This window comes from Streptomyces sp. LaBMicrA B280 (genome assembly GCF_049222185.1).
Lineage (GTDB): Bacteria > Actinomycetota > Actinomycetes > Streptomycetales > Streptomycetaceae > Streptomyces > Streptomyces murinus.
Map to the genome: position 1 here is coordinate 264,667 of NZ_JBMJCT010000062.1, position 20,718 is coordinate 285,384.

Here is a 20,718-nt window from a genome sequence, read left to right on the forward strand (position 1 = left end):
CAACTGGAAGGCTGTGTACGATGCAGGACAAGACACCGGACAACTCGGCCACCGAGCTGTCGGAGTGGGCGGAGGGGGCGCACCGCAATGCCGCCGGTCTCGCTTCGGTGCTCGGTGTGTCGCCGACACAGTATGACGAAGACCCTTTGGTTCTTCTGCCTGGGTTGCAGAACTACGCGGACCGTCTCCCGCTGAGTGAGTTCGAGCAGTCCGACTGGATCAGCCTTCACACGGATTTGACTTCGTACCTCGGCGACCTGCTCGTGCGTCGACACGGCGCGGTGTGGGTGAGGATCGACGACACGCATTCGCCTGCCGGTTACCGGTATGTCGTGGAAGCGACGGGGCGGGACGGAAAAGAATACCGCGTTGAACCGTATGACGTGGTGATGGAGGAATTTGAGAACCTCCCGATCGAGATCAGCAGAATGGTTGCGAATGCAGAGACCGCACTGCATCTCACGCCGGTGATCGATGAAGGATCCCTCGCGGATATCTCTCTGGAAGAGCTCATGGGGGACGATCGCTGACGATTCCGGACCGGGAGCCGCTTTCGGGCAGAGGGTTTAATGGTCCGTCGGTTCGTCTGGCCGTAGATTCATCCTGACCAGTTCCCCGGACCTGTTGAGCAGCATCTCGGGGATGTCGTCCTCGTAGAACCGTATCTGCCCGATGACCCCGTCGGTCGTCGCGTGGAACGCGAGGCACTCGATCAGCGACTCCAGCTCGGGTAGAAGCTCGGCATGCACTTCCTGCCTGGCCGTCAGGGACCAGCGGCTACCGGCCCGGACCAGTTCACCGGTCAGCAGTCCGCCGATGCGAGCCGCCGGGCCACGCGCTGCCAGCAGCGGTTCCGGGACTGCCATTTCGTCGACTGCGTCGTTTTCATCGTCGCGGAGTCCAAGGTGCCACCGAAGGTCATCGAGCAGGGCGTTCGGTACGGAGGATGAAAGATCCAGGGCCAAGTCCATCGCGAACACGTCACTCATGCCTGGAGCTTAGATCTCAGTGGGCCAGGCTGTCGAAGAAGAGGCGCGTCCGCCGGTCTGGAGTGGTGAGAAGGCGTCGGTGACGTGGCCCAGGGCACGAGAGAGCGACCGGTTGGAGCGATCCGAGATGTCGCGCGCTCGGGCTCTGGAGGGCACGCCGACCGTGGCCAAGTCCTGCTGTGCGGAAGACCCGGCTGCCGAGAAGTTCGCGACATGGGAATCCTGGGTCAATGCCATGCAGGTCGGCTCCGCCGTGTTCGTCACAGCGCTCAGCCGGGTGCTTGGTGTGCCGGGAGAAGGACACGTCTGCAGTGTGTCGATCCAGGCGTACTCGAACTCGTCGTCACGCGCGCCGGATTCCAGCGACAAGGACATGGGTACTCGGCACAACGCCGTGCTCCTGTGGCGAAGCCCCTGTATCCACCAATGGAGCTGCTCCACCGGTCCTGGCCGGCGCGGGCGTCCATGGCGCGGACCGGGCCGGCGACCACCTCCCGGGCGACCGGGCCGAGGGCCGCATGTCGACGAACAGCGTCGACACCCATGTCCCCGCCGGCACCACGGACCACGCGGGTGTGCCCGCCGCGTCCGGTGACCATGTGACGAGCGGTCACGGCAGCGACACCCACACGCCGGGTCGGGATCTGCCGGTCCAGGGCGGCGACTCGCACCTGCCGGGACATGGCGCGGTGTCGCCCGCGACGGTGACAACCCGTACGGGCCCGAGGGCTCGTTCACCGACAAGCAGATCCACGACATACAGGTCCACCGCGCCAACCACGAGCCCGGTGGGGTCGGTCAAGGACGCGCCGGAGCCGTCGAGGTCCATAAGCACGCTCCGACCCCCGAGACCGAGCTGCATCAGCTCGAGCGCACCTGTGAATACAAGTCCGCGCACTGTATGGCGGCGTAAAGACGGCGGCTACGTGGTGATCGAAGCGAAGAGCAACGTCACCACGGAACTCGGGGCACGCAATCTGCCTAGTGATTCGCACGACAGCTGGAGGACGCGCTGGACGATCACAAACTGGACCACATCGTCGTCAAGGGAGAGATCGAACGCCATCCCGGCAAGGTCGACTTCATGTTCAGTACGGCCCTGTTGCACCTGCGGGCCCGGTGCACCGTCGATCCTCGTGCCGCGCGGCTCGAAACATGGGAAGCAACCGTCAACGCCCTGCAGACCGGCTCGGCACTGTTCACCGTGGCCGCCCGAGCCGAGGGCTTCGTCGACTGCCGTATCAACCATGAAATCCGGCATGTTCCGGCGCTGGGCCCCACTGGGTGGCCGTCCTTCAGCAGTACTGGCTGCGGAAGCCCGGCCTTGTGGAGGCGCTGGAACTCCACCAGCAGCACTGGACAGCGGACGAGGAACGGGCCGAGGATCCCGAGGGACGCCTCGCCCTGGGCCCACTCGCGATCGCCTGCCTCGCCTACGACGGCGGAATCCCGATCGAAGTGGAGTCGGACTATCTGCCCCAGCACTTGCTCCAGCGCGGCCGGCTCGGCGAGTTTCTCACCTAGAACATTTCTCGGCCGAGGAGAGCAAGTGGTCACCCACATCCCCCGTCATGAGTTCCGCACGGACAACGCGGAGGAACTCATGGCGCCGGTCGTCGAGAACGCCAAGGACGTACTCGACCACGTCGAAACCTCCGAGGACGACCGCTATGACGCCCTGTCCGCCACGCTCGCCGTCGCCAAGTGGCGCTGTCTGACGAACCCGACGGCGGGTGAGTTTCCGACCTGGGAGGCGTGGGTCACGGCCATGCAGATCGGCTGCGGGCTCTTCGCCGCCGGTACGGCCGCCGAAGGGCCCGTGGCCTGCCGGGTCGGCAGCGAGGGCGGGGTGAAGAACCTCCCCGCCACCGGGCCCCAGGACTATCTCCACGCGGGTAACTGGCTCACCTCCTTCTACCTCGCGGTGATCTGCCGTGAGAACGGCCGGGTCGAGCAGCTGGCCCAGGTGCCGGTCTCCTTCCTGCGCGCGTCCGGTGCGGAGTTCGACGAGTACGTCTACGCCTGGGTGGAAACCCTCCAGAACCTCTGGTTCGGGCGGCGCGAGGTCTGGGACACCCTGGCCACCGCCATCGACGGCACGGCCCCCGAGGCCGCCCCGATCGCCGGGCCGGAACTCATGCTGAAGATCCTTTATCCGCCGCTCGAACTCTTCCACCACTATCTGCGGCGGGAGGCCGGGGAGTTCAACGCGACCCTGGCCGACGCCCTCACCTGGCACAAGGAGTACTGGGCGGCGAACGAGGCCCGGTCCCGCAGCGGTGAAGGCCTGGTCGCGCTCGCTCCACTCGCCGTCGCGTGCATGGCCTACGACGCGGGCATGCCGGTCGATGTCGAGTCCGAGTACATTCCGCGGGCCTTGCTGCGGCGGTCCTGGGTCGGCGAGTACCAGACCTGAGCCGCGTGCCCCGCGCGCTCCCCGAGGGCGCGCCGCATACGCCTCAGCCTCCTGGGTATGCCGGATCCGCGGAGGATCCCCGGTCGCGGCCATGAACCCGGTCGACCCGGCTGTGCCGCCCCCGCGGTCATGTTTTATCTTGCACGGGCAAAGTGAGGGGGACTCTGGATGACGTACGACGGGCTGCCCGAGGCGCCGGGCATGACGCTCGCCGAGGTCGAGGCCGTCGCGTGTGCCGCGCACGCCGCGCAGCGGGACAAGGCCGGGCGCCCCTACGTCGAGCACCTACGAGCCGTCGCCGAGGGCGTACGGGCTCGCGGTGGTGACGATGAACTCATCGCCGCCGCCTGGCTGCACGACGCGGTCGAGGACGGTGTGCTCGGCGAGGAATGGCTGGCGGCGGCCCCGCTCACCCGGCGCACCAAGGACGTCGTACGGGCCGTGACCAAGCGGCCGGGCGAGGAGCCGCAGGCGTACGCGGAGCGGATCCTGGCCACCCCGGGCGCACTGCTGGTCAAGGCGGCCGACCTCGCGCACAACGCCGACCCGCGCAGACTGGCCGCCCTCGACGAGCCCACCGCACGGCGGCTGACGCGGAAGTACGCCGCCATGCGGCAGTACCTCGGCCTCAGCCCCGCCGCCACGCCGTCCGACGACTGACCACACAGAACACAGGCACAGGACCAACTCGATGGCACGGGACTACGACAGCCAGCTCCTGGAGTCGGTGGCGGTACGCCGACGCCGGATGCGCGACGCCCTGCTGTTCGGCGCGCAGCGCACCCGCCGCTCGATGGACGAACGGCTCGGCAAGGTGTTCGCGGGCATCGCCATCGCGGCCGTACTGTGCGCCGGATGCGTCGGATGGTCCTTCCTCCAGGCCACCCTGGCCCAGCAGAAGCAGCAGCAACAACAGCAACAGCAGCAGTACGGCACCCCCTCCGCACAGCCGTCCTCGGCATCCTCGGCCTCGACTTCGCGATGATAGGTTCCGGTGAGTGGTGAGCACAGCAACGACGTCCCGAACACAACTGAGCCGGGTCACGCTGATCGGTGAGCGTCGACGTGCCGACCTCGTCCTGCCGTCGGACACCCCGATCGGTCAACTGCTGCCCGACATACTCCGGTTGCTCGACGACCGGGCCGCCGCCCGGCCCATGACCCGGCAACTGGTCACCTCCGACGGCTCGGTGCTGTCGCACGAGGCCACGCTGTCGTCGGCCGAGGTGCCCGACGGCGCCGTGCTCCAGCTGGTGCGCGCCCATGCCGCGCCGCCCGCGCCCGTCGTGCACGACGTCACCGACCAGGTCGCCGACGACCTCGATCTGCGCGCCTGGCGCTGGCGGCCCGCCGCCCGCCGGGCCAGTGCCGGGGTGGCCACCGTCCTGTTCGCGGTGGCCGCGGCCCTGCTGGCCCGGCGCGAGTTCGCGCTCGGGTCCGTCGCCGTCGTCCTCGCCGTCGTCACCGTCGTGTTCCTGGCGGCCGGCGCGCTCGTCGCGAGGATCGGCGACGGCAACCGGGGGCTCGCCACCGCGCTGCTGTTCGCCGCCGGGGGCCTCGGAGTGCTCGCCGCCTGGACCGCCGCCGACGCCCACGGCTGGTCAGGACCGGCCCGGCTCGCCGGTGTCGCCGCGGCGCTGGTGCTCACCCTCGCGCTGCTCGCCTACGCCTCCCCATTCGGCCGGGGCGCGCTCGTCGGGGCGGCTGCCGGGGCCGGTATCACCCTGGTGTGGGAGGCGGTCGCCGCCGTGCAGGACCGGCCGGACCGGCTCGGCGCGGTGATGGCCGTGTTCTCCGTCGTCCTGCTCGGACTGCTGCCCCGGCTCGCGCTGATGGCCTCCGGCCTGACCGGACTCGACGACCGGCGCTCCGCGGGCGCGTCGGTCAGCCGCCACCAGGTCGCCAACGCGCTCGCCGCGACCCACCGCGGGCTCGCGCTGGCCACCGTCGCGACCGTCGCCTCGGCCGCCGCCGGGGGCTGGCTGCTGACCTCGGCCGGGCGGCCGACCGTGTGGACGATCACCCTCACCTCGCTCACCGCCGTCGTCCTGCTGTCCCGGGCCCGGGCCTTCCCCCTGGTCGCCGAGGTCGTGGCGCTGTTCGGCGCGGCCGCGCTGCTCGTCCTGCGGCTCGCCGTGCAATGGATGGACCACGCGGGCGGCGCCGGTCCGCTGGTGCTGCTGTGCGCCGCCGGGGTGCTCCCGCTGACGGCCCTCGTGGCCCAGCCGCCCGAGCATGTGCGGGTGCGGCTGCGGCGGGTCGGCGATCTGATCGAGTCCGTCGGCCTCATCGGGCTCTTCCCGCTCGCCGTCGGAGCGTTCGGCATATACGGGCAACTGCTCGACAAATTCTGAGGCCAGGGCAGGAGTGAAGGGCGACATGCCGAACGGGGACAACTGGCAGGGCGACGTGTTGCGGGAGCTGAGGGGCGGCACGCCGCAGCCACCCGTACCGGAGCAGCCGCGACAGGGGGCAGCTGCCCCGGAACAACCGGACGGACCGGCGTACGGACCGCAGCACGGACCGGCGCACGGACCGGCGTACAGCCCCCCACAGCAGCAGCCGTACCCCGACGCGCCGACCCACCAACGGCAGCAGCAGCAAGCCGCCCGGCAACAGCAGCAGACCGGTGCCGCGCGGCGCGGCGCCCCCGACTCCCGGCCGGTGCTCGACAAACGGCTCGCGTCCGCCGCGCTCAAGCCGCGCCACGGCGAGCCGTTCGCCGCGCGTGCCCTGCGTGCCGTGCGCCGCACCGTCTCCTCCTCCGCGGCCCGCGAGGTCGCCGGTGCCGCCGCGACCGCCGAGGTGCTCCAGCAGGCCGTCACCACCGGCCGCCAGATCGCGGTGACCTCCATCCGCGGCGGCTCCGGCAAGACGACCGTCACCGCGCTGCTGGGCGCCACCTACGCCCACTACCGCCAGGACCCGGTGCTCGTCGTCGAGGCCGACCCGGCGCTCGGCTCGCTGCCGCTGCGGCTCGGCGCGCAGGCGCTGCGCTGGACCACCGGCGACCTCGCCGGGCTGGTGGAACCGCAGATGTCGCTGCTCGACGTCACCGGATACCTGGTCCAGCTCCCCGGCAACGCCTGGCTGCTGCCCGGCAGCCAGGGCCAGGTCGGTGCCATGCTCGACACCAAGGCGTACGAGCGGGTCATGGTGTCGCTGCGCCGCTACTTCGGCGTCACCGTCGTCGACTGCGAGACCCTGCCCGCCGAGGTCGCCCGCACCGCGCTGTCCGCGGCGCAGGCCCGGGTGCTCACCGTGCCCGCGACCCTGGAGGGCGTCGCCAGCACCCGTGCCGTCCTGGAGTGGATGCGCAACCTGCCCCGGCACGTGCTGGCCTCCACCGTCGTCGTCCTCACCGAGGTCGCGCCGCACCCCGGCCTCGACCTCCGCAAGGCCACCGAGGAGCTGACCGCGGCCGGGGTCACCGTGGCGGCCCTGCCCTACGACCGCCACCTCGCGGCCGGCGGCGCCATCCGCACCGAACTCCTCGCCCGGGCCACCCGGGACGCCGTCACCCGGCTGGCCGCCGAGGTCTTCCGGCTCTCCCAGAAACAGCGCTGACCGCCCCGACAGGAAGGGACACGAGGAACTCGAGGACGAGGCAACGACAATGAGCACCCGACTGATCCACCGCCCGGCACGCACCACCCGGCCACCGGCCGCGCCCGAACCGCGCACCATAGAGGCGCCGCCCAACCTGCCCGAGGGCAAGGCCGGTTCCGTGCTGCACTCGCTGCTGCCCATCGCCGGGGTCATGTCGTCCGTCGTGATGATGACCGTCGTGCGCAACAGCCAGTTCGCCGGGCTGGGCGCGATCATCCTCGTCGTCACCCTGACCGGCTCCCTCGCCATGGCCTTCTCCCAGCGCGGCAAGGCCCAGCGCACCCGCCGCACCCAGCGCGAGGCCTACCTCGCCTACCTGGAGGAACTGCGCGAACAGCTGGCCAAGGAGGAACGCGAGCGCCGCGCGGGCGCCCAGGTGCTCAACCCGCCGCCGGACGCGCTCTACGACATCGTGCGCGATCCCGCCCGCCTGTGGGAGCGGCGCCGGACGGACGGGGACTTCCTGCGGGTGCGCGTCGGCACCGGCCGGATGCCGGTACGCGATCTGAAGATCGCCCAGCAGGGCTCCTCCGTGCTCACCCCGCCCGACCAGTTCATGCTCAACGAGGCATCCGCGCTGACCGCCCGCTTCGGCACCGGCTCCGAGCTGCCGCTCACCGTCCCGCTCGACCGTGTCGGCAACGTCAGCGTCATCGGCCCGCGCGAGGACACCCTGCGCGTCGTCCGCGCGCTGTTCCTCCAGACCGCCGCCGCCCACGCGCCGGACGACGTGGCCCTGGCCCTCGCGGCACCCGGTGACCGGCTGGCCGACTGGGAGTGGACCAAGTGGCTGCCGCACATGCTGGACACCGAGCAGTTCGACGGCCCGGTCGCCGCCCGCCGCATCGCCCCCTCGCTGCCCCAGCTCGCCCGGCAGATCGGCGGTGAGCTGCGCCGCCGCGCCTCCTACGCGGCCGAGGTGCGCCGCGGCCTGTCCGACAAGGACGCCCTCGCCATGACCTCCCGGCTCCTCGTCGTCGCCGACGCGCACGGCGCGGACGCCGTCGACCTGCCGCGCCCCGATGACGCGGTCGGCCTGCGGGAGATGGGTGTCACCGTGCTGCACCTGCTCGACGAACGGGTGCAGGAGCCCGGCAGCATCGGTGTGCGGATCACCGTCGACGGCGTCCGCATCCTCATCGAGGACCTGCGCGAGGACGAGCCGATCAGCGCCGGCGGCACGGTCGACGAGGCCGGTACCGCGCTCGCCGAGGGCCTCGCCCGGATGCTCGCCCCGCTGCGGCTGTCCGCGGAGTCCCTGGTCGACGCGCCGCTGACCGGCCCGGTCGACTTCGCGGAACTGCTCGGCATCGACGACGTCGCCCGGCTCGACCTCGCCCGGCTGTGGGCACCGCGCGGCGAACGCGCCTTCCTGCGCGTCCCGATCGGTGTCGGCGACCGCCACGAACCCGTCCTCCTCGACCTCAAGGAGTCCTCCGAGCTGGGCATGGGCCCGCACGGCCTGTGCGTCGGCGCCACCGGCTCCGGCAAGTCCGAGCTGCTGCGCACCCTCGTCCTCGCGCTGGTCGCCACCCACCCGCCGGAGGATCTCGCGCTGGTCCTCGTCGACTACAAGGGCGGCGCCACCTTCGCCCCCTTCGCGGACCTCCCGCACGTGGCCGGTGTGATCACCAACCTGGAGGACCAGGCAGGTCTGGTCGAACGCGTCCACGCCTCGCTCGCCGGCGAGGTCAAGCGGCGCCAGCAGGTGCTCAAGGAGGCGGGCAACGTCGCCGACATCGGCCACTACGCCGCCCTCCGCGCCGAGCGGCGCCCCGATCTCGAACCGCTGCCCCATCTGTTCGTCGTGATCGACGAGTTCGGTGAACTGCTCACCGCCAAGCCGGACTTCATCGACCTGTTCCTGTCCATCGGCCGCATCGGCCGCTCCATCGGCGTCCATCTGCTGCTGTCCAGCCAGCGCATCGAGGGCGGCAAGCTCAAGGGCCTGGACACCTATCTGTCGTACCGGCTGGGCCTGCGCACCTTCTCCGCCGACGAGTCCCGTACGGTCCTCGACACCACGGACGCCTTCCATCTGCCGCCGCTGCCCGGCTTCGGCTACCTCAAGGTCGACACCAGCCACTACGAGCGGTTCAAGGCGGGCTATGTCTCCGGCGGCTACCGCGGCCCCGTCCAGCGGGAGACCGAGGACAGCGGGCCGCTCGCCCTGGAGTACCCGGCGTACAACTCGCTGGGCCAGGAGGACAGCACCGGGGCCGAGGAGCCGCAGATGCGGCGCCGGGAGACCGGCCCGACCGAGATGGGCGTACTGGTCCGGCAGATCGAGGACTCCGGCGCCGGTCCCGTGCGCCAGATCTGGCTGCCCCCGCTGCCCGGCGCCGTCGCCCTCGACCAGGTCGCGGGGCCCGTCGAGGTGGGCGCCCGCGGCATGCAGCTCGCCCGGCGCCGGGGCCCCCTCCAGGTGCCGCTCGGCCTCCTGGACGACCCGACCCGGCAGTGGCAGGGCCAGTGGTACCTGGACCTCACGATGGCGGGCGGTCACGCGGCGGTCATCGGCGGCCCCCAGTCCGGCAAGACCACCCTGCTGCGCACCCTGGCCCTGTCCCTGGCGCTCACCCACACCCCGCGGGAGGTCGGCGTCTACGGCCTCGACCTGGTCGGCGGCGGCCTCCAGGCGCTGTCCGTCCTGCCGCACGTGGGCGGGGTGGCCGGCCGGGCGGACCGGGAGCGGTGCGCCCGCACCATCGACTCCGTGCGCGGCATGCTGGACCAGCGCGAGGAGCTGTTTCGGCTGCACGACGTGGACTCCCTGGAGCAGCTGCGGACCCTGCGCGCCGCGGGGCGCGTCCCCGAGCTGGCCTCCACGGAGATCGTGCTGCTCATCGACGGTTTCGGCGCCCTGCGTGACGACTTCGAGGAACTCGACGACGCGGTCGGCGACATCCTCAGGCGCGGCAGCGGCTACGGCATCCACGTGGTCGCCGGCATGCTCCGCTGGAACGATGTGCGCATCGCCGCCCAGTCCCAGTTCGGCACCCGGGTGGAACTGCGGCTGAACGACGCCGGGGAGTCCAGCGTCGACCGCAGGCTCGCCCAGACCCTCTCGCCCGAGGAGAAGGGCCGCGTCCTCACCGACGGCAAGCTCTTCGCCCAGGTCGCCCTGCCCCGTACCGACGGCGCCACCGACACCGCCGACCTCGGCGCGGTCCTGGAGCGCACGGCCCGTACGATCCGCGCCACCTGGACCGGTGAGACGGCCCAGCCGGTCAGGGTGCTGCCGCATCTCCTGGAGCCGCACCTGCTGCCCGGCCCGGCGGCCGAACCGCGCCGGGTCCCGATCGGCCTGGACCAGACCCAGCTGGCGCCGGTGCTGGTCGACCTGTTCCGGCACGACCAGCACCTGCTGATCATGGGCGACAGCGAGTGCGGCAAGACCAATCTGCTCAAGGTCGTCGCGGACGCCCTGATCGAGCGCTACAGCGAGGACGAACTGGTCTTCGGCGTCATGGACCCGCGGCGCGGGCTGCGCGGCGCCGTCCCGGAGGAGTACCGGGGCGGCTACGCCTACAACGCCAAGCTGTGCTCGGCCCTCTCCGCGGGCATCGCCACCGAACTGGACAAGCGGATGCCCGACGAGAGCGAGGGCGGCGAGGACCTGGAACCGGGCAACTGGGGGTCGGGCCCGCGGATCGTGATCCTGGTCGACGACTACGACGTGCTCACCACCGCGGGACAGCAGCCGCTCGCGCCCTTCCTGCCGTACATCCCCTCGGCCCAGGACATCGGCCTGCACTTCGTCCTCACCCGCCGGGTCGCCGGCGCCTCCCGCGGCCTGTACGAGCCGCTGCTCCAGAGCCTGCGCGAGTCCGGCGCCTCGGCCCTGGTGATGGCGGGCGACCGCGGTGAGGGCCAGCTCTTCCCCGGTGTGTACGCCGGTCAGCAGCCGCCCGGCCGGGGCGTCCTGGTCCGCAGGGGAGAGCCGAACCGGCTGATCCAGACCGTGTACGCGGGCAACAGGTAGACCAGGCAGGGAACGGAAGACCATGACGAAGGATGTCGTCGCGCTCACCAGGAACATGCCCGACCCGCTCAGCGTGCTCGCGGCACTGCTCGCCGGTGGCCCGGACGTGCTGGCGGGCGCCGCCGGGGACGGCGCGGTGGTGCAGCTCTGCGACGAGCAGGGCCGCCCGCTGGTCTCCGTCGAGGCGCCGCTGCTGGTGCAGGTCAGGGGAGAGGCGCGGCGGCTGCTCGGGGCGAGCGAGCCGGAGGTGCCGTACTGGTGGACCGAGGCCCGTGCCACCACCGGCGTCAAGCAGGCCGAGGAACTCGCCGGGGCCTTCGCGGCCCGTATCGCCACCCTGGTCGGCGGCACCGCCTGGCCGCGGGAGGCGGCGCGCTCGCTGGCGGTGGTCAGGACCGACGGGATCCGCGCGGTGCCGGCCCCGGCCGCGGCGCAGCCCGCCGTGGACGTGCTCACGGACCGGGTCGCCGTGGTGATCCAGGACCGCCCGGTGGTCGCCATGACCGCCTGGCTCTCGGACGCCTTCCGGGCCGTCGCCGAAGCCGGACTCGGCCTCCAGATCGTCACCCCCGCAGGTACCCGGCTGTCGCCCGCGGTCCGCAACAACCTGCCCGGCCTGCCCTCGCGCTGGGTGGTGCAGGACGAGAAGGACGGCTACTACGACGGCCTGTCCGGAGCCGTGCTGCACTGGGACCACGGCATGTTCGTGCCGGTCGCGTCCCCGGACCCGGAAGCCACGCCGGAGGACCCCCGCACCCCGATGGCGGACTCGTTCGCCGCCGCGGCCGCCGACGACGGCGAACGCCAGCTGGCCGTGTCCTTCCGGGCGATCCACCCCGCGGACGAACGGCTCCTGCTCGGCGGCGCGCTGGAAGCCGTATGGCGTGAACTGACCGGTGAGCCGCCGGCCGGCTGGGGCACCGAGGAACCCGCCAACCTGCCGTGGTCGCCGCGGCAGCTGACGGATGTGGCGTACGAGCGTGCCCCCCGGCCGACCTGGCTGGTGGCCGTCGGCAGCCCGGAGCGCCCGGGCCTCGCGACGGTCCGGATCAGCCGTACCGAGGGCGGTGTGGAGGAGGATGTCACGCTGGCGTTCGGGTACGGACCGGGCGAGGAGATGCCCACGGAAGCCGAGGTGATCCGGGCGGCCGAGGTCCTCGCCACCCGGCACGACCTCCAGTCGATGCTGGTCCAGGTCCGCCGGGCCCGCCGCGACCTGTCCGTACCGCCGCGCTTCGAGGGGCCCGGCGTCCCGTACGCCTTCGTCCTCGGCGCCGACGAGGTGCGGGAGATGCCCGGCGACCGGGCCCGGCGCACTCCGTTGCCCCGGTCACCGCGCGAGCTGGGCCCGAAGCGCCGTCCGGCGTTGTACTACGCCTTCCCGGGCGACCCCTCGGACCTCTCGGGCTGGACGGAGTTCGAGCGCCTGATGCGCCACCTCAAGGGCCTCTGAGCCAAGGGGCTTTGGGACAGGGGCCGCTGAGACAGGAGCCTCAGACGCTCGCCTTCACCGGCTCCCGCTCCTTGCTCTGCCGCGCGCGGGCCAGTTCGGTGGCGTCCTGGACGAAGGCCCAGGCCATCTTGGGCTCCATGGCGAAGCGGAACACCCGTTGCACCGGCTTGGTGCACAGGACGGTGACGGTGGCCACCGCGAGGACGGTGACGACGGCCGAGCCGTAGTCGCCGTACCGCTGGGCGATGTCGAAGCCGCCGAGGAAGAGCACGCTCTTGATCACGAAGCCGTGCAGCAGATAGCCGTACAGGGTGCCCGCGCCGAGCGCCGTGAACCAGGTGCGGCGGCCCGGCACCCAGGCCAGGAAGCAGGCGGTCAGCAGCATCGCGCAGCCGAACATGGCCAGCGTCATCAGCGGCCCGATCCACCACGGGGCGCCGAGTTCCTGGGCGGCGTTCTGGCGGTAGAACCAGTTGTCGTTCATGTGCGGCGCGGTCCACCAGCCGATGGCCAGCGCCGCCGCGAACACCGGCAGCGACAGGATCCGCATCCGGCGCGTGCGCATCAGCGCGAAGTGCTCCGGCTTCAGCAGCAGTCCGAGGACGAAACACGGCAGGAACTGGAGGATGCGGCCGAAGTCCAGGCTGTCGTCCACCCCCGGGGTGACCGATCCGATCATGGCCAGGCCGAGCGCGACCGGCAGCGGCCGGCGCACCAGCTTCCACAGCGGGCTGGTCATCCGCCACACGAAGAGCGCGAGCAGGAACCACGTCAGGTAGTACGGCGAGAAGAGGTTGATCGGGCCGCCCATGTGCCCCGCGTACCGCTTGAACAGCGAGTAGGCGAGCTGGAACAGCACATAGGGCACCGCGACGCCGGTGACCAGGCGCTTCAGCCGGTCCGGGCGCATGTCGAAACTGCGGGAGAAATAGCCGGAGATGACGATGAACGCCGGCATGTGGAACGTGTAGACGACGTTGTACAGGTCTTCGAGGGCCCGGTTGTCCGTCTTCAGCGGGGACCAGGAGTGCCCGATCGCCACCAGCGCGATCGCCAGGTACTTGGCGTTGTCGAAGAACGGATCGCGCTCTTTGCCGGGTCTGCCCGCCTTCGCCTGCTCCTCCTGCGCACGCTGCGGGGCACGCGGTCCGGGCACTCCGTCCGCCGGCGACTGTGCCGGGGGGAGCGGCCGTGGGTTCTGGCCGGGGGACGAGGCGGCGTCAAACATCTCAGGCACCCTAGCGTCGTCGGCGGGATTTCGTAAAACCCCCCTAGTCATTCCTGGTTATCCCCTGCGTATGCCCCGGGATTTCCCGAACTTGCCTCCCTCGTGCACGTGATGATGCACACACAGAGGTCCACCGTTGGCCCCCGATGTCCCGATTCATCCCCAATAATTGGGGCATACCGCGCCTCGGCATGCTCCGGGCGTCGTCGAGGTGTCATCAATTCGAATTACCTGCACACGAGATGTGTGGACACGGAAACGAACTCGCACAATTACGGCTGGAGTCCCGAGCGGCCGTCCATCGAATTGCAGTGCGGTGCGTACCCCGCGCCGGGGCGGCCCGTCCGGCATCCTGTCCGACATCCTGTCAGCGGCCGCATGGAGCAGGCCCGTTGGTGGCACGATGGTTCTGGCGGGGGTGCGGGCCGTACCCCCGGGCCGGCAGAGGGACCGACCGAGGGTTGTGATCAGTTGTGGCCATTTCGCTGTCCGTAGTGGTGCTGTTGGCGGTCATCCTGGTGGTGCTCATAAGAGGGAAGAGCCTCAAGGCGGGACCGGCCCTGGTGGCCGTGCTCTTCGGCTTCTTCCTGGCCTCCAGCGGTATGGCGCCGTCCATCCAGCGGTTCCTGAACTCGATAGCGGACTCGATCTCCTCGATCAAGTTCTGACCGTCGACGATCAAGTTTCGGCCGTCGGACCCCGACGGGCCGGCACCGGTGGTGCCGGCCGCCGCCCGTGGCGCGGTCACCGCTAGTGGTACAGGTGCCGCCGCTCGGCCGGCTGCCGACTGATGAACACCAGGCGGTCGAAGTCCACGGCCACCCCGCGCAGCAGCAGGTCCACCAGCGCGCGCGCCGCGGACGCGTCGACGGGCGCCTCGCCGAACAGCGCCCGCCGGTACACCACCGACGCCAGCAGGTCCACGAACAGCTCGGGGTCCACGTCCGGCTGGAGGTCCCCGCGCTCGACGGCCCGCCGCACCGCGACCGCGGCGGCCGCCCGGCCGGGCCCGACGAGGCTGCGCAGCAGGTGCTCATGGAGCCCGGGGTCGGCGGCGCAGTCGGCGATCAGCGGCGCGAGCACCCCGGCCGGCAGCCGCTCGTGCAGCACCTCGGCGAGCAGCCGCACGCTCTGGTGCAGATCGCAGCGCGTGCAGCCGTTGTCCGGCGGGGGCGGTACGACGAGGACCGAGGCGAGCGCGTCGATCACCAGGCGCTGCCGCTGGGGCCAGCGGCGGCGGATCGCGGCCTTGCTGGTGCCCGCGACGGCCGCCACCTTCTCCAGTGCGAGCGCGCCGTAGCCGTCCTCGTGCAGCAGCCGTACGGTCGCCGCCAGCACCGCCGCGTCGATCGCCGGATCCCTGGGCCGGCCACCGGCCGCCGGGCTCACGCGGCGACGTCCTCGGGGTACCAGCGCAGCTCCACGGTGTTTCCCTCGGGATCGCGGACATAGACCGACTGGGCGGAGCCCCGGGCGCCCCACCGCGGCACGGGCCCCTCCAGCACGTCGAAGACGCCGGAGTCGACGACCTCCCGCCAGTCCAGCGGGTCCACCACCAGGCAGATGTGGTCGACGTTGGACTCGCCGCGCGGCCGCTCGAACAGGTCGATGACGGTGGTGGCGCTGACCCGCACCGACGGGAACGGCACCGTCCCGGCCCGCCACTCCTCGACCCGCTCACCGGCGAGTCCCAGCGGCCCGGTGTAGAACGCCAGTGCCCGCTCGACGTCCGAGACGTTGAGCACCAGATGGTCGAAGTCCTTGATCCGCATGGTGATTCCCCCTGCCGTGGCCGTTCCCAGTTATGTTCCGTACCGGTACGGAACATAACTCATGTACCGCGGAACGACAAAGGCCCAGGGAGAGGAGACAACCTCTCACCTGGGCCTTCGGCATCCAGAGCGGGCGACGGGAATCGAACCCGCGTAGCTAGTTTGGAAGACTAGGGCTCTACCATTGAGCTACGCCCGCAGCGCTGCGCCGCAGGTCGAGGACCGCGGCACTCAGGCATCGTAGCGGGTCCTGTGCCGCTTGGGCCAACACGTCCGATCACCGAACATCACCCGCCCCGCCTCGAAGAATGCGGCCGACGCGGGCCGCCGGGCCATGTACCCTACGTGTCGCACACAGACGGGGTGTGGCGCAGCTTGGTAGCGCGTCCGCTTTGGGAGCGGAAGGCCGTGGGTTCAAATCCCGCCACCCCGACCACCGATCGGCCCTTTCGCCGAGTCCTGGCCGAGTCCTGGCCACGTTCCGGCCGCGTTCCGGCCGGGTCCGCCGGCGGCGCCGCGAAGATCGCCTTTTGGGGCGCCGAACGCCTGCGGTTACTATGCAAGCTGCACGCCCGTGTGCCCGGCCGTCACGGCCTACGTACTCCTCCGGGCGGCGAATCCGCCGGACCTGTCTGGCTCCGGCAGAACCCAAGCAGTCAGCCACAAGGAGACCGAACCGTGAAGAGCGCCGTGGAGACCCTGAACCCGACCCGGGTTCGGCTCACTGTCGAGGTGCCCTTCGAGGAGCTCAAGGACAGCCTCGACGCGGCGTACAGCAAGATCAACCAGCAGGTCACGGTGAAGGGCTTCCGCAAGGGCAAGATCCCTGCCCGCGTCATCGACCAGCGGTTCGGCCGCGGTGCGGTCCTGGAGGAGGCGGTCAACGACGCGCTTCCGAAGTTCTACACCGAGGCGGTCAACGAGGCCGAGCTGAGCCCGCTGGGCCAGCCCGACGTCGACATCACCGAGCTGAAGGACGGCGAGACGCTGAACTTCACCGCCGAGGTCGACGTTCGCCCGGCCCTCGAGATCCCGGACTACTCCGGCATCGAGGTCGAGGTCGACGCCATCGAGGTCACCGACGAGGACATCGAGAAGTCGGTCGAGCAGCTCCGCGAGCGCTTCGCCTCCACCGCCCCGGTGGAGCGCGCCGCCGAGGACGGCGACGTCGTCACCATCGACCTGGAGGCCAAGGTCGACGGCGAGGTGCTGGAGGACGGCATCGCCGACGGCGTCTCCTACACCATCGGCTCCGGCGAGCTGCTCGACGGCATCGACGACGCCGTCAAGGGCCTGTCCGCCGGTGAGGAGGCCACCTTCACCTCCGAGCTGAAGGGCGGCTCCGCCGCGGGCAAGGAGGCCGAGGTCTCCGTCAAGGTCACCCAGGTCGCCAAGCGCGAACTGCCGGAGCTGGACGACGAGTTCGCGCAGCTCGCCTCCGAGTTCGACACGCTGGACGAGCTCAGGGCCGACAGCCGCAAGCGCCTCGCGAACATGAAGGAGTTCGACCAGGCCACGCAGGCCCAGGAGCGCGTCCTGGAGAAGCTCCTGGAGCTGCTCGAGGTCCCGGTCCCCGAGAAGCTGCTCGAGGACGAGGTCAACACCCGCAAGCACAACCTGGAGCACCACCAGCTCGGCCAGATGGGTCTGACCCTCGACAAGTACCTGGAGATCCAGGGCAAGACCGCCGAGGAGTTCGAGACCGAGACCCGTGAGGCCGCGGTCAAGGGCATCAAGACCCAGTTCGTCCTGGACGAGCTGGTCAAGAAGGAGCAGCTGAACGTCAACCAGGAGGAGCTCACCGAGCACCTCATGCGGCGTGCGGCCTCCTCCGGCATGTCCCCCGACCAGTTCGCCCAGGCCGTCGTCGAGGGGGGCCAGGTGCCGCTCCTCGTCGGCGAGGTCGCCCGCGGCAAGGCCCTGGCCGTCGTGGTCGAGGCCGCCACGGTGAAGGACACCAACGGCGAGATCGTGGACCTCGGCGACGAGGACGAGGAGACCGAGGCCGCCGAGGCCGAGGCCGCCGAGGAGACCACCGAGGCCTGAGCTGCCCCACGGCACCTCTGACGCTCGTACGACGGGCCCCCGGGACTTCCCGGGGGCCCGTCGGCGTACCGGCGCGGACGAGCCCGCACACGGCCCGCGCCCCGGCGACAACCCGCGACGATCCGCGCCCGGCACCCCGCTCCGCACCCGGCCTCACCCGCGGAGCGCTACGCCCCCGGCGAACAGTCGCTACTCCGGGATTCCCCGAACGTGCCCGAGCGTTAGGGTCCATGAGTACGGGGGCAGGGGAGTCTCCTGAAACCCCCGAACCTCCGGCAGGACGACGTGAGACGGCCCGGCGCCGTCGTGAGACGAGCAGGTGGATACGTGACGAATCTGATGCCCTCCGCTGCCGGCGAGCCCTCCATCGGTGGCGGCCTCGGCGACCAGGTCTACAACCGGCTGCTCGGCGAGCGGATCATCTTCCTCGGCCAGCAGGTCGACGACGACATCGCCAACAAGATCACCGCTCAGCTGCTGCTCCTTGCCGCCGATCCGGACAAGGACATCTACCTCTACATCAACAGCCCCGGCGGCTCGGTGACGGCCGGCATGGCGATCTACGACACCATGCAGTACATCCCGAACGACGTGGTCACCATCGCGATGGGCATGGCGGCCTCCATGGGCCAGTTCCTGCTCACCGGCGGCGCCGCGGGCAAGCGCTTCGCCCTGCCGCACGCCGACATCATGATGCACCAGGGCTCCGCGGGCCTCGGCGGTTCGGTCACGGACATCAAGATCCAGGCCGAGTACCTGCTGCGCACCAAGCACCGCATGGCGGAGCTGACCGCGCTGCACTCCGGCCAGACCTTCGAGACGATCACCCGGGACGCGGACCGCGACCGCTGGTTCACCCCGGAAGAGGCCAAGGAGTACGGTCTCATTGACGAGATCATCACGAACGCCTCGGGTGTTCCGGGAGGCGGCGGCACCGGTGCCTGACCGGCCCGGCCACGCCACGCACCGCCACCACCCACGCCCCCAGAACGCCACCAGGACGGTGAACATCCCATGAGCAACTTCCCCGGCGCGGCCAGCGGCCTGTACGAAGGGCCCCGGCCCGACGCCCGCTATGTGATCCCGCGTTTCGTCGAGCGCACCTCCCAGGGCGTCCGCGAGTACGACCCGTACGCGAAGCTCTTCGAGGAGCGCGTGATCTTCCTGGGCGTCCAGATCGACGACGCCTCCGCCAACGACGTCATGGCGCAGCTGCTGTGCCTGGAGTCGATGGACCCGGACCGGGACATCTCGATCTACATCAACAGCCCGGGCGGCGACATGACCGCCCTGACGGCGATCTACGACACGATGCAGTTCGTGAAGCCCGACATCCAGACGGTGTGCATGGGCCAGGCCGCCTCCGCCGCGGCCGTGCTGCTGGCCGCCGGTACCCCGGGCAAGCGCATGGCGCTGCCGAACTCCCGGATCCTGATCCACCAGCCGGCCGGTTCCAGCGGCCGCGGGCAGCTCTCCGACCTGGAGATCATCGCCAAGGAGTTCACCCGGATGCGCGAGCAGCTGGAGAACATGCTGGCCAAGCACTCGAACCAGCCGCTGGAGAAGGTCCGCGAGGACATCGAGCGCGACAAGATCCTCACGGCCGAGGAGGCGCTGGAGTACGGCCTCGTCGACCAGATCATCTCCACCCGCAAGCTGAACAACGCCGACGTCCGCTGACGCGGAGCGGCGCGCTCTCAAGCCCCCCGCGGCAGAGCTCACGGCAAGTGAACCCTGCCGAGGGGGGCCCGAACATCGGGCCCGGCAAGGTACCGTCGGACATAAGGCAGCACCAGGAGCCGCTGGAACGCAGTGTCCAGGCGGCTCCCAGGCGAAGGGGAAGCACACCGTGGCACGCATCGGTGACGGCGGCGATCTGCTCAAGTGCTCGTTCTGCGGCAAGAGCCAGAAGCAGGTCAAGAAGCTCATCGCAGGGCCCGGTGTCTACATCTGCGACGAGTGCATCGATCTCTGCAACGAGATCATCGAGGAAGAGCTGGCCGAGACCAGCGAGGTGCGCTGGGAGGAGCTGCCCAAGCCCCGCGAGATCTACGAGTTCCTCGAGGGCTACGTGGTCGGCCAGGAGGCCGCCAAGAAGGCGCTGTCCGTCGCGGTGTACAACCACTACAAGCGGGTCCAGGCGGGCGAGAACGGCGGCGCGAGCGGCCGTGACGACGCCATCGAGCTGGCGAAGTCCAACATCCTCCTGCTGGGCCCCACGGGCTCCGGCAAGACCCTCCTCGCCCAGACCCTGGCGCGCATGCTGAACGTGCCGTTCGCCATCGCCGACGCGACCGCGCTGACGGAGGCGGGCTATGTCGGCGAGGATGTGGAGAACATCCTCCTCAAGCTCATCCAGGCCGCCGACTACGACGTCAAGAAGGCCGAGACGGGCATCATCTACATCGACGAGATCGACAAGGTGGCCCGCAAGAGCGAGAACCCGTCGATCACCCGGGACGTCAGCGGCGAGGGCGTGCAGCAGGCCCTGCTGAAGATCCTGGAGGGCACCACCGCCTCGGTGCCGCCGCAGGGCGGCCGCAAGCACCCGCACCAGGAGTTCATCCAGATCGACACGACGAACGTGCTGTTCATCGTGGGCGGTGCCTTCGCCGGTCTGGAGAAGATCATCGAGTCGCGGGCGGGCGCCAAGGGCATCGGCTTCGGCGCGACGATCCTGTCCAAGCGCGAGCTGGAGGCCAAGGACGTCTTCGAGGACGTCATGCCGGAGGACCTGGTCAAGTTCGGCATGATCCCCGAGTTCATCGGCCGGCTGCCGGTGATCACCTCGGTCCACAACCTGGACCGCGAGGCCCTGCTGCAGATCCTGGTCGAGCCGCGCAACGCGCTCGTCAAGCAGTACCAGCGCCTGTTCGAACTCGACGGTGTGGAGCTTGACTTCGAGCGCGAGGCCCTGGAGGCCATCGCCGACCAGGCCATCCTCCGCCAGACCGGCGCCCGCGGCCTGCGCGCCATCATGGAGGAAGTCCTCCAGGGAGTGATGTACGAGGTCCCGTCCCGCAAGGACGTCGCCCGCGTCGTCATCACCGCCGACGTGGTCCTCTCCAACGTCAACCCGACCCTGATCCCGCGCGACGCGCGCGGTCGGGGCTCGGGCGAGCAGAAGACGGCGTAACCAGCCGCCCGGACGACGCCGAAGGGGCCCCGGTCACCGGACCGGGGCCCCTTTCGCGTGCCTGGGGGGCGGACGCCAACGGGC

General features: G+C 70.5%; 19 protein-coding genes and 2 tRNA genes. 15 read left to right on the top strand and 6 right to left on the bottom strand.

Features of this window, described 5'->3' with window-relative positions; translation table 11 throughout:
* Positions 1 to 20 precede the first annotated feature (20 nt).
* Positions 21 to 530 (top strand): hypothetical protein, encoded by a 510-nt coding sequence (locus tag ACLF5H_RS34255; protein ID WP_421679903.1) that lies wholly within the window; start codon positions 21 to 23, stop codon positions 528 to 530.
* Between the two features lie 36 nt (positions 531 to 566).
* Here the strand turns inward: ACLF5H_RS34255 and ACLF5H_RS34260 are convergent, their stop codons facing one another.
* Complete coding sequence (locus tag ACLF5H_RS34260) at positions 567 to 989, bottom strand: hypothetical protein (RefSeq protein ID WP_421679904.1); 423 nt, start codon at positions 987 to 989, stop codon at positions 567 to 569.
* A gap of 922 nt (positions 990 to 1,911) precedes the next feature.
* Entirely contained in the window at positions 1,912 to 2,250 is a 339-nt protein-coding gene (locus ACLF5H_RS34265) for a hypothetical protein (protein ID WP_421679905.1), read from the bottom strand.
* 23 nt (positions 2,251 to 2,273) lie between these two features.
* Here ACLF5H_RS34265 and ACLF5H_RS34270 point away from each other — a divergent pair, with 23 nt between their 5' ends.
* The 8 genes from ACLF5H_RS34270 to ACLF5H_RS34305 all read left to right on the top strand — a co-directional run bounded on the left by ACLF5H_RS34270 (position 2,274) and on the right by ACLF5H_RS34305 (position 12,452).
* On the top strand, positions 2,274 to 2,513 hold the full coding sequence (locus ACLF5H_RS34270; RefSeq protein WP_421679906.1) for an immunity 49 family protein: 240 nt from the start codon (positions 2,274 to 2,276) through the stop codon (positions 2,511 to 2,513).
* Between the two features lie 25 nt (positions 2,514 to 2,538).
* Entirely contained in the window at positions 2,539 to 3,405 is an 867-nt protein-coding gene (locus tag ACLF5H_RS34275; RefSeq protein WP_421679907.1) for an immunity 49 family protein, read from the top strand.
* A 168-nt stretch (positions 3,406 to 3,573) separates the two neighbouring features.
* The gene (locus tag ACLF5H_RS34280; RefSeq protein WP_421679908.1) at positions 3,574 to 4,065 is read left to right on the top strand and encodes an HD domain-containing protein; all 492 of its coding nucleotides are present in this window, start codon (positions 3,574 to 3,576) and stop codon (positions 4,063 to 4,065) included.
* Positions 4,066 to 4,096: 31 nt separating this feature from the next.
* Positions 4,097 to 4,390 carry a hypothetical protein gene (locus ACLF5H_RS34285; RefSeq protein ID WP_421679909.1) on the top strand — a complete coding sequence of 98 codons (294 nt, stop codon included), beginning with the start codon at positions 4,097 to 4,099 and terminating at the stop codon, positions 4,388 to 4,390.
* Between the two features lie 13 nt (positions 4,391 to 4,403).
* Positions 4,404 to 5,759 carry a type VII secretion integral membrane protein EccD gene (gene eccD / locus ACLF5H_RS34290; RefSeq protein ID WP_421679910.1) on the top strand — a complete coding sequence of 452 codons (1,356 nt, stop codon included), beginning with the start codon at positions 4,404 to 4,406 and terminating at the stop codon, positions 5,757 to 5,759.
* A 25-nt stretch (positions 5,760 to 5,784) separates the two neighbouring features.
* Positions 5,785 to 6,972 (top strand): MinD/ParA family protein, encoded by a 1,188-nt coding sequence (locus ACLF5H_RS34295; RefSeq protein WP_421679911.1) that lies wholly within the window; start codon positions 5,785 to 5,787, stop codon positions 6,970 to 6,972.
* Between the two features lie 49 nt (positions 6,973 to 7,021).
* The gene (gene eccCa, locus ACLF5H_RS34300) at positions 7,022 to 10,999 is read left to right on the top strand and encodes a type VII secretion protein EccCa (protein ID WP_421679912.1); all 3,978 of its coding nucleotides are present in this window, start codon (positions 7,022 to 7,024) and stop codon (positions 10,997 to 10,999) included.
* A 22-nt stretch (positions 11,000 to 11,021) separates the two neighbouring features.
* Positions 11,022 to 12,452, top strand: coding sequence for a DUF6177 family protein (locus tag ACLF5H_RS34305; RefSeq protein WP_421679913.1), 1,431 nt, complete (start codon positions 11,022 to 11,024; stop codon positions 12,450 to 12,452).
* 40 nt (positions 12,453 to 12,492) lie between these two features.
* Here ACLF5H_RS34305 and ACLF5H_RS34310 read toward each other — a convergent pair whose 3' ends face one another.
* The gene (locus ACLF5H_RS34310) at positions 12,493 to 13,680 is read right to left on the bottom strand and encodes an acyltransferase family protein (RefSeq protein ID WP_421679914.1); all 1,188 of its coding nucleotides are present in this window, start codon (positions 13,678 to 13,680) and stop codon (positions 12,493 to 12,495) included.
* 473 nt (positions 13,681 to 14,153) lie between these two features.
* Between ACLF5H_RS34310 and ACLF5H_RS34315 the strand changes: the two genes are divergently transcribed.
* The gene (locus tag ACLF5H_RS34315; protein WP_037651818.1) at positions 14,154 to 14,348 is read left to right on the top strand and encodes a hypothetical protein; all 195 of its coding nucleotides are present in this window, start codon (positions 14,154 to 14,156) and stop codon (positions 14,346 to 14,348) included.
* 82 nt (positions 14,349 to 14,430) lie between these two features.
* On the opposite strand, the gene ACLF5H_RS34320 is transcribed toward ACLF5H_RS34315, so the two are convergent.
* From ACLF5H_RS34320 to ACLF5H_RS34330, 3 genes are all read right to left on the bottom strand, one after another.
* Positions 14,431 to 15,069 (bottom strand): TetR/AcrR family transcriptional regulator, encoded by a 639-nt coding sequence (locus tag ACLF5H_RS34320; RefSeq protein WP_421679915.1) that lies wholly within the window; start codon positions 15,067 to 15,069, stop codon positions 14,431 to 14,433.
* Complete coding sequence (locus ACLF5H_RS34325) at positions 15,066 to 15,452, bottom strand: VOC family protein (RefSeq protein ID WP_421679916.1); 387 nt, start codon at positions 15,450 to 15,452, stop codon at positions 15,066 to 15,068. Before ACLF5H_RS34325 ends, ACLF5H_RS34320 begins: the two co-directional genes overlap by 4 nt.
* Positions 15,453 to 15,580: 128 nt before the next feature.
* Positions 15,581 to 15,651 (bottom strand) — tRNA-Gly (locus ACLF5H_RS34330).
* Between the two features lie 160 nt (positions 15,652 to 15,811).
* Between ACLF5H_RS34330 and ACLF5H_RS34335 the strand changes: the two genes are divergently transcribed.
* The 5 genes from ACLF5H_RS34335 (at position 15,812) to clpX (ending at position 20,634) form a co-directional block, all read left to right on the top strand.
* Positions 15,812 to 15,888 (top strand) — tRNA-Pro (locus tag ACLF5H_RS34335).
* 242 nt (positions 15,889 to 16,130) lie between these two features.
* A complete protein-coding gene (gene tig, locus ACLF5H_RS34340; protein ID WP_421679917.1) occupies positions 16,131 to 17,498 on the top strand; it encodes a trigger factor in 1,368 nt (455 codons plus the stop codon).
* A 339-nt stretch (positions 17,499 to 17,837) separates the two neighbouring features.
* On the top strand, positions 17,838 to 18,443 hold the full coding sequence (locus ACLF5H_RS34345; protein WP_085568519.1) for an ATP-dependent Clp protease proteolytic subunit: 606 nt from the start codon (positions 17,838 to 17,840) through the stop codon (positions 18,441 to 18,443).
* 69 nt (positions 18,444 to 18,512) lie between these two features.
* Entirely contained in the window at positions 18,513 to 19,178 is a 666-nt protein-coding gene (locus tag ACLF5H_RS34350) for an ATP-dependent Clp protease proteolytic subunit (RefSeq protein WP_037651827.1), read from the top strand.
* Positions 19,179 to 19,347: 169 nt separating this feature from the next.
* On the top strand, positions 19,348 to 20,634 hold the full coding sequence (gene clpX / locus ACLF5H_RS34355) for an ATP-dependent Clp protease ATP-binding subunit ClpX (RefSeq protein ID WP_037651828.1): 1,287 nt from the start codon (positions 19,348 to 19,350) through the stop codon (positions 20,632 to 20,634).
* Positions 20,635 to 20,718: the final 84 nt, after the last annotated feature.